This is a genomic window from Nitrosomonas communis, assembly GCF_001007935.1.
In the GTDB taxonomy this organism is placed as follows: domain Bacteria; phylum Pseudomonadota; class Gammaproteobacteria; order Burkholderiales; family Nitrosomonadaceae; genus Nitrosomonas; species Nitrosomonas communis.
Genome location: NZ_CP011451.1, coordinates 1,095,657 through 1,112,328, shown reverse-complemented (window position 1 = coordinate 1,112,328; position 16,672 = coordinate 1,095,657). Strand labels below are relative to the sequence as shown.

Genomic DNA, 16,672 nt, shown 5'->3' with positions numbered 1-16,672 from the left:
TTCATTAGTAAAAATATGGTAGCCTTTATCCGCCGCGTCGACGTGGCAGGAAGCCTTGGCTATGGCTCACAGGTGCAATCTGTGGGTTATGGCGGCCAGGCCATGTTCCCGCATGGCTTTGGCCGCTTCCTCTCTAATATGAATTAAGCATTTACTGTCCAATCCAGTGGAATGACATGCTTCTCGACACTGTTTAATCCTTCTCGCACTGAAAATATCTCCAGCCTGCGCTCAGTAAAGGCGGCATTACCGTTATCAATGAACGCTTGAGCTGCGGTATAGGTGAAGCTTGTACCGGTTAAACCAGAATAGGTTTTCACCAACGATCCGCCCACTTTGAGGCTGTAGACCTGAATGGTGATGGTACTGCTTGTTTCCGGCCCGACGTTGGTGGCACTGTCATTGCCGATGTTGACGGCGGCGGTATTCGAGCGGTCACGGTGGTACCATGTAATCGAGGCATCAGTATTCACTCCAGCAATGCTGGTTGGCCTCAATACGCTATTGATCGTCACCCGTCCAGGCGGATAAGGCGCGCCCCAGCTTTGATTGAGTGTCAAAGCCCTCCAGGTATCGCTTGCTTTGGGCAATACGCCCTTGCCGGTTTCCGTGAGAAACTTCGCGTATAGCGTGGTAAGGCTTGCAAACTCCACCTCGGAATGACCGAAGAAATCCTGGAAGAACCATATGCGGCTTCCTACGGCATGAGCTTTGGGCAAAGTGTGCAGGATGCCGCGTACCACCGTTACACTTGAGGCTGACGGAGCAGTGGTCAGATAAACGAGTTCGCTTTCAATCAAAGCGATGGTGTTGCTGGCTACTTGGCTGATGTCGACCGCACTTGTCAAAGGCAATGTCGTGGTGGTTTCGGTAATGGCTGCCGATAGCGTGGCAGTAGGCGTAAACAAAGATGTCAGGCTGCCTGGCTGATCATTGCTGTCGTCTGCGTTATTGGTGGATGTCCAGAATTCATAAGAGGATGCGCTTGAGCCTGGATTTTTGGCCCCACCCAACAGAAATGCACTGGTCACATCGATGCTGTCGATCGCTGTTTGATTATCCCCTAAGAATTGGGTTGCGATCAGCCAGTAGGGCGCAGTCAACAGAAAGTAATCGGTTATTGGAACAGGCAGTGAGATTGGATCAGTCCATAAGGTAGGCGGCGGGTCAGCGAATACGGACTGAACGCTGAAGAATACATCCTCCACCGCATCGATCGTCACCTCGCCATCGGCTAATGTGCCGAAATCCATGGTAGTGATGCGCATGACCATTTCCACAATCCCCAAGTCTGGCCAGGTGAATTTGAATACGCCACCCGGTTTCAGACCGAACGACTCACGGTTGGCGATCAGCTTCAGCCTCGCCAACGGTTGGGTAAGCGTTTTGAGTTCTCGCATGGCGACATTGTTAGCCAGAGTGGCATTGGCAATGCCGAGGTATTGAATGGTGGTGGGCACCACCCCTTGCTGCATGGCGATCATGCCCAGATCCTGGATGGTGACGGAAATCTTTTTATCCGAGTCGCGTTCCTGATAGATGAGCGTCACTTGATTGACCAGATCGGCAATACCTGGTCTGGAGAAAGACTCCATGCGCACGATGTTGGAGGGGCTGAGAATAGGAAGCGTGGCAAGATCGTAATCGTTTCTGACCAGCTTAAGCGTGAACTTGCCAGTGGTTTGATCAAGGTACAAGGCACCGTCGATGTGATTCAATACGGTATTGATCAACTCTTTCACGCTCGTTTGCTCGGCAAGCACGAACGAAAGACCGAAATTCTCGGAATACAATGTATCTGCTGCCGCACGGAAAGCGGCATCGTCCAGATTGCCAGAGGTGTAGCCCAGTCCCCAGCGATCACTGGTCAAGCATTCGTAAATGATGTGTGCTGGGTTGGCATCGCCATTGATATCCGCTTTTTCCGGGTACCAGGTCTTGGCGGGAATCCTTTTCACACGAAACGCCCAGGGTTTGATGTAGGGGTTGTTGGCTGCCAGATAGATCTGTTTGAGGATGAAGGACATCACGCCGCGGTAAGCTGGGATAGGCGAGCCTTGTTGGGTTTGCAAATAAGCGTTGGGTGGCTGGGTCGCTTCACCAAAAGCAAGATCAATATCACCGACAACACCGCCCTGACTCTTGTCGCCGCCAAATAGCTCAGGTTCGTTGACCGGCAGAGTGGAGCTTGCCGTGATATTGCCTTCCCATAGCATGCTTTCACCTACCTTGATGCCGGTCACGGCATCCACCGGGCCTTGACATGCAACCATGTGAATTCCTAAGTGGTAGCGCCAGCCTATCGTGACGGATTTACCTTTCATGTTTTTGTTTCCTCAAGATATGTTCCACCACCTTGTTGCTTGATCCGTCATTCCATGAAATAACCGTATCCAGCGGCAACCCTTCCTTGAGGAAATGACGGAAACAAACACCTTTTTTCTCAAGGAAGCGCTTTGAGCCGCGCGCGCACAGATTGCATTCCGCAAGATCCTGCATCGTCATTCTGAGGTTGCTAGTATCCACACCGTCAATAATCATTACTTCTTGCCTGAACTGGATTTGATCGCGGTCTTTTTAAAGTCGCCGTACCATACCGTATTTGCCTGGTTGATCCAGCGCGTGCCGAACACCACCGGAATGGGTGTCGCCTCAGACACTGTCGGTACATTGAAATCATCCAGGTTACTGGAAGCGGGTTTGGGCGGTTTGGGCGCAAACACTGCTGACAAGACGGCGGATAAAGCAAAAGCGATAATCTGAAACCACATGTGATTTCCTCCTATTCGATCGGGTCGCCCTTGAATGGCCCCATGTCATTGGGGATAAACTCAAAGCCGCCGTAGTTATCAAAATTATTGAACTTGTTGAGACAGGCGTTGCGGTCGTGCGCGCAGCCTGCATATAGATTGATGGTGACACCCGCTTTCAAAGATGCGGTTACGCCGGTCAGCGTCAGCACATCATTGGTATGATCGCGTATCATTTTCTTTTCCACATCACCCATCTCGATATAGCCGCCGGTATACCAGCCGCTTGCTCGGTTCATCGGTACTACGGTAATGGCTGATCCCACCATAGAAACAATGGTGGCGGTATCGCGAAAGGCAGCGGCATTCAGGGTGCAGCCGCTATCGTACAAGGCATGGCGGCATAACCGCTGGAACATCCCGCGCAGGCCCGCGCGCTCCAACGAGGTATAAATCGGCTCGCAGGTGATTTTCGCAGTCAGCCCGCTAAATTCCACATTCACCACCCGCCCGATCCATTGCGTTACCACATCGCTATCGCCTCGGTGCATCCGGTAGATTGTCAATTTCACCGGCCCAGGGTGCGAGCGGATAAAGAGCTTGGCGACATCATTGTCGCGGGTCACTTCGATTTCCAGCTTCATTTTGCTCACTTCAGTCGATGAGCCGATGGCCGAGCGAATTAAAGCGGTTGGCGTGTACGTTCTCGACTGAAAGCTCACCACTTCATCACCGGAGGTGTAGGTGAAGATTTGCAGTCCATGAGAGAATTCATACAGCTCCAGCGGGCGTGCGTCATGGATGCTCTTTTCAAAAACGCTGAGCGTCATTGCACCACTGTCCTAATCAATGCACTGACACGTGAAATTGTGTCTGTTTCATGAAAAATCTCCACCGTGTCCGCATCCAGGCGGGATAGGTTGAGATAGCTGATGCGTTTGACATCCTGCGGTTGAATGTCGAACCCGACCGGGCTATGGATAAACACGTTTTCTTCAGTTTCAGAGATTTCATCCACGCTCAGAATATCCTTGAAGATCCTGGTGCTGTTAAACAGCTCAATCATTAACGCATTACGCATGGATGTAGCGGGCACAAACCGTTCATAGAAAGCAAACTCGACCACCAGTTTGGTGTCAGTACCCGCCAGGGTAGTTTTAAGCTTGAAATCTTCATTCCAGGAGGGCATCCAGAAAGGCTTCCAGCGTCCCGCGCGGGCATACAGCCACTTCCTGAATTCGGCTCGCTCCTTGCGTGATTTCAGCAGCCAGTCCATGCGGCGCACAATGGTGGTGTAGCCGATCGGATCATCTACCACCGGGTTAACGGTATCGGCTTCGAACTCCAGCAGTGGGCGCATCAGGTCTTCCGACAACACTTCCACCTCGTTGGGAATATCCAGCAGTACCGGGTAGCCTTTGTACAAGGTCTTCCCCTCTGCTTCAGTCAAACCTGAATTGTCGGTGACGATGAATTTGGCCTGCATATCCAGCATATGGCGGGTGGGGCGGGTAACCGTTTGTTGGCTCGCGATCCGGGCAAATTTGGCGGAATAGATTTTTGTTCCGGCTGGCCAGGTTTGCTGGGTGGGAAGATCCAAGATCAACTGGTTGGACTGCACCTCTTTCAGTTGCACCGATTCATTGTTATCGATGGAATTAAACAGCAAGGCCACGCCACCGGTAATAAACTCTGAATCTGCTGTGGGGATATTCGGGATAACCGTTGACCCGGCGGGCAGCTCAGCACTTAACAAAGTGTAATCGGGCCAGAATGGAATCAGGTAGCTTCTCGACTGCCAGCCAAACAGCGTGCTTTGCAGTTTGCGCACAAAATCCAAGCCGAATACCTGCAGATGTGCTTCGATCTCACGCCGGGGTGTTGCGCGCAGTTTCACGCGCTGCTCGCTCCCATCCCAGCTCGTAATAATGTTCGTCAGGAATGAATAGCGTTCCAGTACGCCATTATCCCAATTGATCCCGGCGAACAGCAGAATCACCCGGCGTCCAACTACTACTAACGTGGGAGACTCGGCTGCAAAATTCAGGGTATAGGTAGTATTGATGAGTGGCGGCCCGGCTACTTCCACCGCCAATGTGTAAATGCGCGGCTCCAATGCGTTGAAGCTGGTAGGCTCTGGCTGTGGCCCGGTAAAGCTGATGCCGGTGCCCGCATTGGTATCAATTGACGATAGCAGATTGGCAGCAAAATAGGCATTCCATACCTCCACCTGGATGATCTTCTGCGAAATGACATTACCCAGATCGATCGATGCAGGTTGAATATGAATACGATTGTAGTAATCATCTTTGAAGGAAGCGGCAAACTTTCCGGCGATCGCTGATTTGGGTTCGGGTGATACCGGTAATTGGTCGATCATAACGCCAACCAAGGCCGGGGCGGCTGCCTGCGCTACAGGCGACTGTTGCGGAGCATTCAGTTGATCGAGCGAAATAGACAGCGGTGCCGGTTCCACCAGCACCAGCAATCCAGAGCCTAATATTCCGCTAATGACTGCCATTATGCGATCTTCCTGTAGGCATAACCCAGTTGCCACGAATTAGGCAGATCGTCGCTAGTATTCTGTAAATTAGACCTGCGGTAGATTGGAAATACCTTCCAGGTATCTGAACCCAGCGTCACCTCTTGTCCGACTGAGAACGATTGCATCCACACCAGGCGCAAATCCTTGACTACACCTAATGGGGCGCGGTTGCCGGAGTTGGGGCCGCCGATATCGGTAAAGATATAGATCGGAATAAAGGGTGTGGCGAGATTCAAAGTATTGGGCTGGCTGCCCACCAATAAACGGTTAGTCAAACCTGAGCGGCCATTGCCATAAGCATCAAAGGTGGAGGAATCTCCTGTTGATCCTTTAAACATGCGCCAGATATTCAATTCCAGGTTGGCGCTGACATGACCTGCGGAAGATGAAGATATAGCATAATTATCGAACAGAGGGCGCGACCAGGAGCTCAGGTAATTGTCATGGTCATTGGCATTTGTGCCGATATAAGTGGCATCGCAATAATGGCCGCCAGCATAAACGCCGTATTTATCGAGCTGACCAAACACCAGATGACTGAAGAAACCAGCCGAGTATTCCAGAACACAATGCACATAGTCGCCTGCTGCATCGGAAAACAGATGGTAGGCGACATACGGCCCGTTTCCGACACGGTTTATGACCGCACTAATAGAGGGTGCACCCGGCTGTGAGCTGAGCGCTGCACCAGAGGTATAGCCAGTCGCTCCCCTGATGCGTAATTCTGTCGAAGTAGCACCTGAACTAACAAAAGCCTCGATGCCGAGGTAAAAGGTGAGTCCGCCGCCATTGGCGGTGTTCTTTTGCATATACAACCGCTTGGTGGTGCTGTCCACCACCGTAAATTCATTCTGCGTGAAGCCCTGTGCGATGGCGAACAGCCGGATTTTGTCCAGCAGATCGAATAGCGAGGTGGCAATTCCCGTCTCATAAGCCATGCTGGTTACTCCAAAGCGATCGCCGCCCAGCGTTCCTTGGCGGTGCGGAACACGTTGGGGATGATCAGATAAGTCACACCATTGATGGTGGTGGTGTTTTCTGCTGCGTTACCAAATCCGGTGACGGCAAATACCCCATGGATCTCGCCCAGGATGTTGGGTGAGGGGTTAGCGCCATCCACGTGCATGATGCACGGGAACAGCACATAACTGCCATCGATCGCAGTGACGATATTCTTGTAAGCCGTACTATGCGCACTATCCGGCCCCCAAGGCCAGACATTGCGGCCATTTCCGGCTGATGCCTCAGGCGAACTTGATGTATACCAATTTTTAAATGGATACCATGAACCATCTGCAAAACGCAGGTAGAGAGTGGCGACGCTGGTAAGGCTGGTCATGTCGGAGCTAATGCCCCCCGGGTCGTAGAAATTACGGCAGTCATCATTGGTGCTGGACCAGCGCAATCTGGCATCGGTGAGTGATCCCATGGCATTGCTGCCGCCAATCATCAATGGATAGGGATACTGGCTCGGGGTGGCATAGGGTAGGATGAAGCCTGCATAGAGCGCATGATAGGTAGTATTGATCTTGGCAATGACCATGAAGCGCCGCCCATTGACTATAAACCAGTAGGGGATGCTGGCTTGCCAGAGCGATAAACCAATTGGTAGGCTCGCTCCCGGCTGGGTGCTAAAATCGAGCACATTGCCTGCAATAAATCCGGTCGCACCATACAGCCGCCAGTTGTACCAATCGCCGGAGACACTGTAATCAGTCTCCAGGTTGACGAATATTTCATCTGATCCGCCGCCAGGTCCTTTCAGGGACAAGCGCTTTCTGAGCCGAACGTTAAGCGGGTTTGAATCTTGCCACAGTACGATTTTATGGAGCGTAATCGATTTCGTGCCAGTGCTGGTGCTGTCGGGAATATGCAAGCGCCAGTATTTGTGCTTGTTCGCGCTGGTGCCAGTCAGATTAAAGTGCTTGATACCAGCCACTGATGACCAATCAAGCGCAGTCATGCCGCTGAAGCTGTCCTGAGTCGTCCAATTCAGGCCATCATCACTGTATTGGAAATTGATCACTGCCGGTTGTGCGTTATTAGTCAAGGCGGTGATGTCGGCTGCGCTCAGGTACACCGGCTGGTCAAACTGGATGCCGATAGTCCAAGGTTGCGCGTTGGTCGACCCTGACCATGAGCTTGCTGCTGCATTAAATGGATTGTTGGCTAAAGTAATGCTGCCGCTTGAAGCAAACACACCGACCATCAAGGAGTAATCTGAGTTGTGATACAGCTCTTGCCAGCGCTCGTTGACCGGCAACGTCACCGTTAAAAATGTACGCAGTTTTTCGAAAAGATCAAACGCGTTGGCTGCTGTGCCGATCTCTACTGTCATGCCAGCACCTGTTTCAAAGCGGCTGTATTTCGGGAAATGATATTCAGGATCACTTTCTCCCCCTCACTCGATGCCAGAAAATCCTTGGTGATGCGCGGGTCAATACTATTGACGATGCGCACCGATTGGTTGACCGTGGGCGCTGCCGCAGGAGACAGGGTTGGCAGTTCAGCCAGACCGCCTTCGGCATAGCCCAGACGTGGGCCAATGGGTACTGGCGCACCTTTGGACAGACGGTGCAGGTTATCGAGTGCCGTCAATCCCAGACGGCGCACGGATGCCGCCGAGAACACATACTCACCGGCATGTACCACCCCGGCCGGTTGATACTTGCCACCTTCTCCGGTATAGCCGCCATCAGCAAAACCTTTGCCAGAAAACGCACTGAACAAACTGCTGAAAAAACCACCGATACCCCTCCCGCCGCCAGAGAACAATCCTTTAAACGATGAGAAAATGCCTGACAGCCCATTCTTCAGTGAGCCCAGCAAGCCGTTCAAACTTTCTGATAGACTGCTGAATAATCCGCTGAATATCCCGGCTGGGGCGGATTGGCCATCTTTTTCGGCGCGCGCGAACAGATTGAAGAATATATCGGTAAACCCGCCCGCAAGTGAGTTCGATAATGCGCGCAACACTGAATCGCCGATGGCAGCAAGGATTTCATTGATGCCGCCTTCACCTTTGGCTACCCGGTAAAGCCCGTCAGCAAAAGCTTGCTGTACCCCTCTTTGCACATGGTCAAAAATCTGGTTCTGCTGGCGCAGGATTTCTTCAGCGCGCTGTCTGGCCTGATTGTTAGCCTGAATTTTGCCTTGTATTTGCAGCAGCCCGTTAATATCCTGGATGCCGCGTTTCTGCGCTTCCATCATCAGCAGGGCGGTCTCGCGCTGATCTTTCGACAAGCCCGACAAGAACGCCTCGCGCTTAAGCTCACCGATAAATTCCTGCTGGCTCTTGAGCCGGGTTGCTTCTAGTGCTGCGATTTCATTGACTACTTTCGATCTTTGCGCATTCAGTTCACGTTCGGCAATGGCCTGGCTGGTGGTGAGTTCGGTGATTTCGGCAATCGCTTTCAGCCGGTCTGCTTCACTGCTGCGTGGATCATCGATGGTTGCCTGCCGGATTGCTTTCTGCCGCTCCAGCTCGGCAACCTCACGGTTAATCAGCTCAGTCTGAAGCCTATCTAGCCGCCGGTAGTATTCCTCAGCGCTAATCGCCTTGAATTGGAATAGCTCCTTAGCTGTTTCAATCTCGCGCTGTGCCTGATCATCAGCCAGACGCCTGGTTTGCTTGAAAAGTGCGTCTTCCAGGTCTTGCCTGGCTTGCGCCAGTTCCCTGGCCGTTTTCAGTTCTTCCTTGCCGGGTGCCGTGGGGGAAGCACCCGTGTTCGGGTTGCGTTTCTTGAATTCATCTTCAGCTGCCTTGGCTTGATTAAATCGTCCGGCAATGCCTTTTTTAAGCGCGCTCAGTACGCCGCCATCTTCGGCGAATTTAGCCTCAACCTCGTAAGCTTCAATGAGCGCGTTTTTTAAATTGCCTGCTTCCACGCTGGCATCGGATAACCCTTTGGAGAGGGCGTTGCCCACTTTGTCAAAGGCAAAATCCTTGCCGCTGAAAGCGTCCGCCACATCCTCAGCCAAGGCGTTAAACAGCGCGCGTGTGTTGGTGATAGCCGCCCTGAACTGCTGATAGAGGCTCGCTGCGGTAATGCCAGCTGCGCGCCCAATCAGCCGCAGACCGGTAAACACGCTGGTGACAAACGCGTTAATTACCTCGAGCAACGCGTTAAACATCCCGCCTGCGACATTGCCAAGGCTGCGGAAGGTGGTGTTCAGCTCCTGCCCGGATACGCCTACAGCCTGCGAAATGGCGCGCAACGCATCCGCTACCGTATCCTTGATGGTGCGCCAGGTGGCCGACACCACCGCGCCAACGGTGGTGGTTTGACTCTCAAATTCGACCGTCTTGTCGATGTTCGCAACAATGAAAGCGGTTAATCCTCCCAATGCTGCGGCTACCAGCCCGATCGGCGAGAGCAGCGCTTTCAATGCCATCAGGATAGCAGCAACCGATGTGGACAGCGTTAGTGCGCCTTTGCTTGAGGAAAGGAAAATGGTTATTAAAGCAATCACACCACCTGATATCAAGGCGATGACTGTCTGCATATTGTTGGCAACAGCCTGCAAGGTGTTGGCGAATCCTTCGGTAATGCCAAACCGTTCATCCAGCTTGCCGAGCGTGAGAATCGCTTGCGTTTTGATATTCTGGAAAGCGACACGGGTGGTCAAAGGAAGCCTGGCAAACTGGCTGTTAATATCCGCTTCCATCTTGAACAGCGCATCACGTACCACCTGAGTAGTCAGCTTGCCTTCTTCCGCCATCTTGCGCATCTGGGCGATATTGATACCAAGACCGTCCGCAATCGATTTGGCAAGCATAGGGGTTTGCTCCATCACGGAGTTAAGCTCTTCTCCACGTAAAGTACCAGATGCCAGCCCTTGCTGTAATTGGAAGATGGCAGCATCAACACCCGGCCCCTTGGACCCGATCTGTGTTACCTTGGCGATAATATTGGTCAGTTTGGCGGACTCTTCCGAAGCTAGCCCTGCATTGATTCTTAACTTGGTGTATAGCCCGGCGATCGACTCAAGCGATTGACCGGTTTCCAGCGCAATAGCTTTTGTTTCCCGTTGCGACTGGTTGAAATCATCCTGACTCTCAGCAGCGATCTTAAGCTGCGCGTTGATTTCTTTGTAGGACTCAGCCAGTTGCGTAAAGACCGGGATGGAAATAGCCGCGCTGAGCCCACCGAGTAAACCAGAAAATCTTGAGCGAAAACTATCAATACTGGTTGATAGACCATTCAGGTCTCCTTTGATCTTCTTGCCGACGTTCGAATTGGACAGCCGGTCGAATTCATCACGGATCTTGCCAATGACAGCCGAGGCATGGTCACTGGCGCTGATCCTGATTTTGAGTTCTTTGTTCGCCATGGCTAAAACGAGTTAAACCATTTTTTAAAGCTTTTCTCATCGGCTAGCGCTGCACGTACTGCGATGGCCTGTGCTTTGAGGCGGTCAGCTTCCATTTGCTGGATTGCTTTCGAGTAAATCCTGACTTGGGCCAGCGTCATGTCTAGAACTGAACCGGCTCCTGCTTGCCTAAAGAGGAGGTCAAGTTCTGCCCATCCAGTTTCGCGGCCAGATTCTGCATGCCGGTTTGCACGGCTGGCAGAACCTTCTGCACGAAAAAATCAGTGTTTACCTCGATGACTGCCAATGCCAGCTTGGCCAGTTCGTCAATGTTCAGTTCATTGATCCACTCGACTGATTTTCTGCAGCCGATGGCGGTTGCCTTGATCACAGCTTCCGGCGACTTGAGCACCAGGGCCATGATATCGATCTCTTGCTTAATCAGATCGCCAAGCACGGGCTGAATCGCGGTAAGAAAGGCATTCAGCTCTTTTACCTTGATGGGGGTAATGGCAATCATTTCTCCGCCTGCCGTTACCAGCACGCCGGTTGGCGTTAAAACGGCCAGTTCGTTGTTGTGTTCTGTGTTTTCCATTTGTTTTATTGTTCGTTTTTACCAATTAAGACAGATCGACCACACGCCCAAACTGACCCAGGATGGCATCGCCCACCTTGGTGTCGTCGAACAGGGCAGCGCCGGATAGGGCGAGCTTGGTCACATCATCGCTAATCAGTACAAGCTCATTCAGCGGATCGAGTGTTACTTTGTAGAGTTCAATCAATACTGGCTTGAGCGAATCGGCGGTATTCAACCCCTCGAAACGCAACCAGCGGTCGGGTGCGGCTGCCTGGAACAGGCCGACATTGACTTGCGCGCTATAGCTGTAATCTGCCTTGAATGGCTGTACATAAGTGCCGATATTGAGAATCTTGAGCGTGCCATGATCGGCGCTGGATATTTCATAATCAGTACCGGCCACCAGTGTGGCAGGAGTGCCTGTACTATCCTTGACTACTACCGATGACACCTTGCCATTTTTCAGCCGGGCATAATCGCCCGCTGCTAAGGGATTGGCCAATGCTTCAGCCGTGACCGTGCTGCCAGCAATAGTGGATTTGGTGCCATAGAGCGCCAATGCGAGGTTGTCAGTGGACAATTCCTCCAGGGAAAATTCCACGCTGGTTTTCTTGGCGGTGATCAGTGAGAGGTCGGTTAAGCGCTGGCCGCTGGAGGATTCCTTGTGTTCAAGCTTTTCTGTTTCCAGATTGATCTTGAGATCCGGCACGTTGCCGACAAAACGCATCGCTGCCGGAAATCCATCCGCTGCGCGGCTGGCGATGAATACTTTTCCTTGTCCTGAGAAATACATAGGGGAGAGCTCCTGAAATTAGAGAAATTCTTCAGCTGTGCCGATGCTGATCAGCCAGCGTGCGCTGTCAATATCCAGGGTCAGCCGTGCGCCTGCTGGATAATCACGCCCGGCATGGGTATGCGGCTTGAGCAATTCGATGGTGATCTGTTTGTTTTGCGGTATTTCCGGTGCCGTAGAATCAACGGTTACCGGGTTGTTCTGTTTTGCCATATTTCCTCCTGGTTTAAAGAGTAAACTGCTTGACGCGGGTCTCGACCTGCACCACACCTGCGGTCAAGCCTGCCTTGTAGAGCAGCTCGTCATTCATGAAATCGACAGCGGTCGCTTTCCAGATGCTTTTGTTGATCTGCGCTTCATCAAACAGCGCGGCAATGGATTCCAGCATTTCATACAGCCCGACCGGGCCAATGGCTTCGCCCTTACGGCTAGCTGTCTGGCCACGGCTGTTGCGTGCCACGCATGCAATGCCAAAATGCACTTTGGCGCTGCGGCTTTCGATCTGGAACGCAGCCGGGGCGACATAGACTGCGGGTGCATCCGTGGCAAAGCGTTTGATCAGGCTCTCGCCAGTTAAATCTGGCAATCCTGCCACATCACGCAGTTTTGCTCCTAAAGAGGATGCTTTGATGTGCGTGATCAGATCGTTTTCGAGTTCAGCGAGCATTGGCAGCCTCATTAATGGCGCGTTCGATGCGCTTCAAAATCCAGTTTTCATCCTGTGTACTGATACCCATGTAAGGCCGTGCCGGGATGGTGACCGATTTATGAATGACAAAATCTCCATTGGCCAGCCTGAAGCGTAAGCCTTTGCCGTTTTTTGCTTTGATAACGCCACCGAACTGGTGGATGGCGGCATAAACGCGGTTCACGCTTACCTGCGCAAAATTGCGCCCTGAGTCATGTGCTACCGAATCAAGCAGATGGCGATCCAGAATCAAGGTGCGCTTGCCGGTAAGTTTCGCGCGCAAGCTGGGTTTCCAGCGTATTCCGTCTGGGCTGGTCTGGCTGATGAAGCGCTGCCGGGTGCTTTGTTCGAGCTTGTTGGCGATATCCTTCATCACCCTGGATTGATCACGCCCCAGCGCCATTAGCCGTTGCAAGCTTGCCCGGATGCGCGCATCCTCATAATCGACCTCGAAAGATTGAGTGGTCATCAGATGAACCCTCCCTCATCGCGCTTGAAGACCGGCTGGGTTGCAGACATTTGTGCGGCATCATTGACCGTCGGCTTGTTGCCGGATATATCCACGCCAATATTCACTTGACCTTTGGCCAGCGATTCCAGTTGGCGGATCGCTAGCCTGTATCGTTCCTGGATGAGTTCAGGTGCCTGGTCGTCATACAATGCATGGCGCACCAGATTGCAGGCAATCAACATCACCATTCTTGGTACCGTGGAAAGCGGCAAGGTGTAACGTGTCGCTAGATAACCATTGATCACGCTATCCGCATCCAGCAGCCGGTTGTTGACCACCGCGAGCGCTGCGAAGGTGGCATCCTGTTCTGCTTGGGTGTATCCGTTCAAATCACCGTTCTCGGCAGCAGTCTGCAACATACCAGCAGTCACCAGGCGGGGCGTGCCGCGGTCAGCCCGTTGCGCGATTTCTTCCGCGCCGAACTGGTCGAGCAGGTGAGTAGCGGTAGCGTAAGTCATTTTTTCTTGTTGGCTTTATTTGATTCTGTGTTCTCTTCAACGGCTTCGATCGCGCCAATTGCTATTAATGGCTTGGCGTGAGTTTCATCCAGCTCGATGTGGCTGCCAGGGTCATAGTCAACCTGGTCATGATTGACTGGCGTTTTAATGGTGTAATTTTTCCTGCTCATTTTGATCCTCAGCTAAATCCTGCCCGGCTAACTTCCAGGCAGGGGTTATCGGCATTGGCCTGACTGATTCTTAATTAACCGCGTTCTGGAAGAAATACCCCAAGTCTGTCGCGCAAATTAGCTCTTTAACCCGCTCGCCCACACGCACGCGTTGAGAGCCAGTCAATCCCACTTTGGGTTCATCGATGTTCCCGGCAATCTTGTTGCCCCATTCGCCAGTGAAGCCGAAAGTAACACCAGCCTGCGGGCCTGCTGCCCGGTCGCGGTAAATAAAGGAGGCATGCTTGCCCCATACCCGCGCCAGGCTGGCGGTCTGGCCTTTCTTTGCGCTATTGGCAAAACCGGCTCCGACATAAAGCGCCTGCAGCTCGAAGAAATCGGCAAATTCCTGGCGCGATACCATGCCAGCACCCTGGTCGGTGTTTTTGATGGCCTGCACGATCTTGGGATGGCGGCGCAGTTTGGTCCAGGTCGCTTGCCCCAGGATGCCGATGTTCGGGCGTATCACCGGAATATCGAGCGCATCACTGATCACTGCCACTGGATCTGAGTTCGCGGCATCAGACCATTGACTGGTGCCGGAGAGTGTCGTCTGGTTGCCTGCTGCGTAGCTGTTGGTATTGAATACCAGCGAAGCGGCACGCAGCTCGCGCGCCAGGTTGACCAGATTGGTCAGGTACATGGTGGCTGTGCCCAGTGGATTGACACCCTGATTGTCGGCCTCGATGTCTTCATTTGGTACCAGATCATCCAGACCGTAATCGATGACCTTGTCGGTGATCTCGGTTGCGTTGAAATCCACCTCATTGGGCGTGCTCTTGCGGCCCACGCGGGTATCCGGCACAGTGAAACCTTGCGCCAGATCGTATTTGAGATATTTGAACTCTTGCGCCACCGGCGTGCGCGGCAGAACCTCATCGGCAATCAGAGCAATATCGGGATTACGGTAAGCTATTGCAATGGCGGTGAGCTTGGGGTCGATCGGGAATGGCCGGATTGCGCCTATGGCGGCAATACCCAAACTCATGTCGGCCGGAACATAGTCAGCCAGCACCGTTGTGCTGAAAACTAATGCCACCATTAAAGCGATTATCCATCGAATATTGAACAGCTTGAACATCTGCATCTCCTGTAATTTATTGAAAATCCGTTTATCAGTTTGTATAGCCGCCTGAGCCCACTTAGCCTTGCATGGTGCCGGGCGCAATCAGCACCGGCGCAATATCACCAGGTGCTGTCGTGACCTCGGCAAAGCCGATAATGCGCACATTGGCTCCCGCCGCAGGGGCTGCAGCTACGCCTTTGCCATCCGCATCAGATGTCACCGGGCCGCCACGAGTCACTACACCAGCAAATTCCAGATCGGCAATGCCTGATTTGACGATGTCGCAGCGCTCACCTGAAGCTGGCCCAACCGACTCGCAAACACCCATTAGAGAATCTGTCGCGGCAGCAGCCTGCACCACCTCGCCATCGTTAGAACCAGGCTTGACAATGCGGTAGGGGTTAATCGCGCCACCAGCGGTGTAATTCTTGTTCAATAGCGTGTTAGCCATTTTTTCTCCTGTTTAATGAATCCGATTTGCTGGGTTACTTGGTAACGTAGGCGACTGCCTGGGAGGCGGTGACGGTTATCCCCAGCGCTGCTTGTTCAGATACATACTTATTAGCAGCCGCAGCGATCGCGTTGGCGTCATTCAGATCGAGCTCCCCGCTATCGGGTGCTTTCCCTCCCGTCTGGGTTTTGGTTAAAGCCGCAATCGGTTGCGCGGCTGCAAGGTATTGCTTGAGTGACTCCAGGCTTTCTTTACCTAGTTTGCGCGCCCAGTCTTCCTGGGCTGGCAGCAGTTTTCCCTCGGACAATGCTACTTCCACCACGTCATCTACCTCGCGCTCGATCTGTTCTGCTTTAAGGGTTGTTACTTCGTTCTGCAACGATTTCATCACCTCAATCGATACGAATTTGGCCGGATCAGGATGATCGGCAGCGGTTCTGAGAGCGGCGATGGCGTCATCTTTTGAGCTGAGCAGAGTGGTCAGGCTGGCCAGCACCGAGTCAGCATCCGCAGTTTCATTCTGTCCCGTGAGTTTGCGTAGTGCACCCAGTAGCTGTTCTAGTTGCATGTCTTCTCCTCCAATAGATAAAAATTGAGATGCTGCGACGGCGTCCATGCCGTCCAGCGCAGGATTGTTGGTCAGTGCTGCATTCAGCAAGCGTTTGATTGCGCCGGTCTTCTTGTCGTAAGTAAAAACAGGGGAAATGTAGCGGTACTCGCCAGCTTCGATCATCTGGCTGGCACGTTCGGTCCATTCGACATCGACAGCGAATAAACCAGACTCCCTCCATTCCAGCTTGCCGAACCACCCTGCGGCCGGGGCAGGTTGGCCGTTTTGTGCGGAGAGCAGTGTTTGGTGCTCATAATCCACCACCGTGCGGTTTATGCGGCTTTCAAACTCGGCAATGATGCTGGCTGCCAACGTGGCATCGATAGACCAGTGCGGTGCATCGAAAGGGCGACCGTCGATTGTGCGGAATTGCCCGGCAGGTAATAACTGCACTTCCTTGGCTGGGGTTACCGCAAAGGCACATGTGGCAATGCCTAAGGATGGGTTGGTTTTCTGGGGTTGTTTACGATTCATGCCGCCATGGTACTGGCAGCATTGAGAAGGATTAAGGAGGTAGCGTTTCCTCCTTAGAACAGAGAATTAACAAAAATCAGATTAGCATTCTATTGTCAAGTCAGTCAAATTGATACTTCGTGGTCTGACTCGATCCTTCTGCAAAATAAGATTGCTCGGTATGATAACTGTAATATTTGAGCTTGAGTTCACCACGCAACTTATCTCAAAAATCGTGATCTATATTT

General features: G+C 52.5%; 19 protein-coding genes. All 19 read right to left on the bottom strand.

Going from position 1 to position 16,672, the window contains the following annotated elements:
• Positions 1-143 precede the first annotated feature (143 nt).
• Entirely contained in the window at positions 144-2,027 is a 1,884-nt protein-coding gene (locus tag AAW31_RS04995; protein WP_235264557.1) for a phage tail protein, read from the bottom strand.
• A 286-nt stretch (positions 2,028-2,313) separates the two neighbouring features.
• Positions 2,314-2,541: a hypothetical protein gene (locus AAW31_RS04990; RefSeq protein ID WP_046849392.1), complete on the bottom strand. Its 228-nt coding sequence runs from the start codon at positions 2,539-2,541 to the stop codon at positions 2,314-2,316.
• Positions 2,541-2,771 carry a hypothetical protein gene (locus AAW31_RS04985; protein ID WP_046849001.1) on the bottom strand — a complete coding sequence of 77 codons (231 nt, stop codon included), beginning with the start codon at positions 2,769-2,771 and terminating at the stop codon, positions 2,541-2,543. The genes AAW31_RS04990 and AAW31_RS04985 overlap by 1 nt, the downstream gene beginning before the upstream one ends.
• Before the next feature lie 11 nt (positions 2,772-2,782).
• Positions 2,783-3,580, bottom strand: a complete 798-nt coding sequence (locus AAW31_RS04980) for a phage BR0599 family protein (RefSeq protein ID WP_046849391.1) — start codon at positions 3,578-3,580, stop codon at positions 2,783-2,785.
• Positions 3,577-5,307, bottom strand: a complete 1,731-nt coding sequence (locus tag AAW31_RS04975) for a hypothetical protein (RefSeq protein ID WP_144412855.1) — start codon at positions 5,305-5,307, stop codon at positions 3,577-3,579. Before AAW31_RS04975 ends, AAW31_RS04980 begins: the two co-directional genes overlap by 4 nt.
• On the bottom strand, positions 5,271-6,104 hold the full coding sequence (locus tag AAW31_RS04970) for a hypothetical protein (RefSeq protein WP_144412854.1): 834 nt from the start codon (positions 6,102-6,104) through the stop codon (positions 5,271-5,273). Before AAW31_RS04970 ends, AAW31_RS04975 begins: the two co-directional genes overlap by 37 nt.
• A 134-nt stretch (positions 6,105-6,238) precedes the next feature.
• Positions 6,239-7,564 carry a hypothetical protein gene (locus AAW31_RS18790; protein ID WP_144412853.1) on the bottom strand — a complete coding sequence of 442 codons (1,326 nt, stop codon included), beginning with the start codon at positions 7,562-7,564 and terminating at the stop codon, positions 6,239-6,241.
• Positions 7,565-7,629: 65 nt separating this feature from the next.
• On the bottom strand, positions 7,630-10,629 hold the full coding sequence (locus tag AAW31_RS18785; protein WP_052752091.1) for a tape measure protein: 3,000 nt from the start codon (positions 10,627-10,629) through the stop codon (positions 7,630-7,632).
• Positions 10,630-10,631: 2 nt separating this feature from the next.
• Positions 10,632-10,769, bottom strand: coding sequence for a hypothetical protein (locus tag AAW31_RS21160; protein ID WP_158441391.1), 138 nt, complete (start codon positions 10,767-10,769; stop codon positions 10,632-10,634).
• 2 nt (positions 10,770-10,771) lie between these two features.
• Complete coding sequence (locus AAW31_RS04955) at positions 10,772-11,203, bottom strand: DUF6631 family protein (RefSeq protein WP_046849388.1); 432 nt, start codon at positions 11,201-11,203, stop codon at positions 10,772-10,774.
• Positions 11,204-11,228: 25 nt separating this feature from the next.
• Positions 11,229-11,978, bottom strand: coding sequence for a phage tail tube protein (locus tag AAW31_RS04950; RefSeq protein WP_046849387.1), 750 nt, complete (start codon positions 11,976-11,978; stop codon positions 11,229-11,231).
• Between the two features lie 18 nt (positions 11,979-11,996).
• Entirely contained in the window at positions 11,997-12,191 is a 195-nt protein-coding gene (locus AAW31_RS04945; protein WP_046849386.1) for a DUF7210 family protein, read from the bottom strand.
• 13 nt (positions 12,192-12,204) lie between these two features.
• Positions 12,205-12,645: a phage protein Gp37 gene (locus AAW31_RS04940; protein WP_046849385.1), complete on the bottom strand. Its 441-nt coding sequence runs from the start codon at positions 12,643-12,645 to the stop codon at positions 12,205-12,207.
• Positions 12,635-13,135 (bottom strand): phage virion morphogenesis protein, encoded by a 501-nt coding sequence (locus tag AAW31_RS04935; protein WP_046849384.1) that lies wholly within the window; start codon positions 13,133-13,135, stop codon positions 12,635-12,637. Before AAW31_RS04935 ends, AAW31_RS04940 begins: the two co-directional genes overlap by 11 nt.
• Positions 13,135-13,635, bottom strand: a complete 501-nt coding sequence (locus AAW31_RS04930; protein WP_052752090.1) for a gp436 family protein — start codon at positions 13,633-13,635, stop codon at positions 13,135-13,137. The genes AAW31_RS04935 and AAW31_RS04930 overlap by 1 nt, the downstream gene beginning before the upstream one ends.
• Positions 13,632-13,805, bottom strand: a complete 174-nt coding sequence (locus AAW31_RS21155; protein ID WP_158441389.1) for a hypothetical protein — start codon at positions 13,803-13,805, stop codon at positions 13,632-13,634. The genes AAW31_RS04930 and AAW31_RS21155 overlap by 4 nt, the downstream gene beginning before the upstream one ends.
• 70 nt (positions 13,806-13,875) lie before the next feature.
• Positions 13,876-14,925, bottom strand: a complete 1,050-nt coding sequence (locus AAW31_RS04925; protein WP_200899717.1) for a major capsid protein — start codon at positions 14,923-14,925, stop codon at positions 13,876-13,878.
• Between the two features lie 61 nt (positions 14,926-14,986).
• Positions 14,987-15,361, bottom strand: a complete 375-nt coding sequence (locus tag AAW31_RS04920; protein ID WP_046849383.1) for a DUF2190 family protein — start codon at positions 15,359-15,361, stop codon at positions 14,987-14,989.
• A 34-nt stretch (positions 15,362-15,395) separates the two neighbouring features.
• Positions 15,396-16,445 carry a phage protease gene (locus AAW31_RS04915; protein ID WP_052752089.1) on the bottom strand — a complete coding sequence of 350 codons (1,050 nt, stop codon included), beginning with the start codon at positions 16,443-16,445 and terminating at the stop codon, positions 15,396-15,398.
• Positions 16,446-16,672 lie beyond the last annotated feature (227 nt).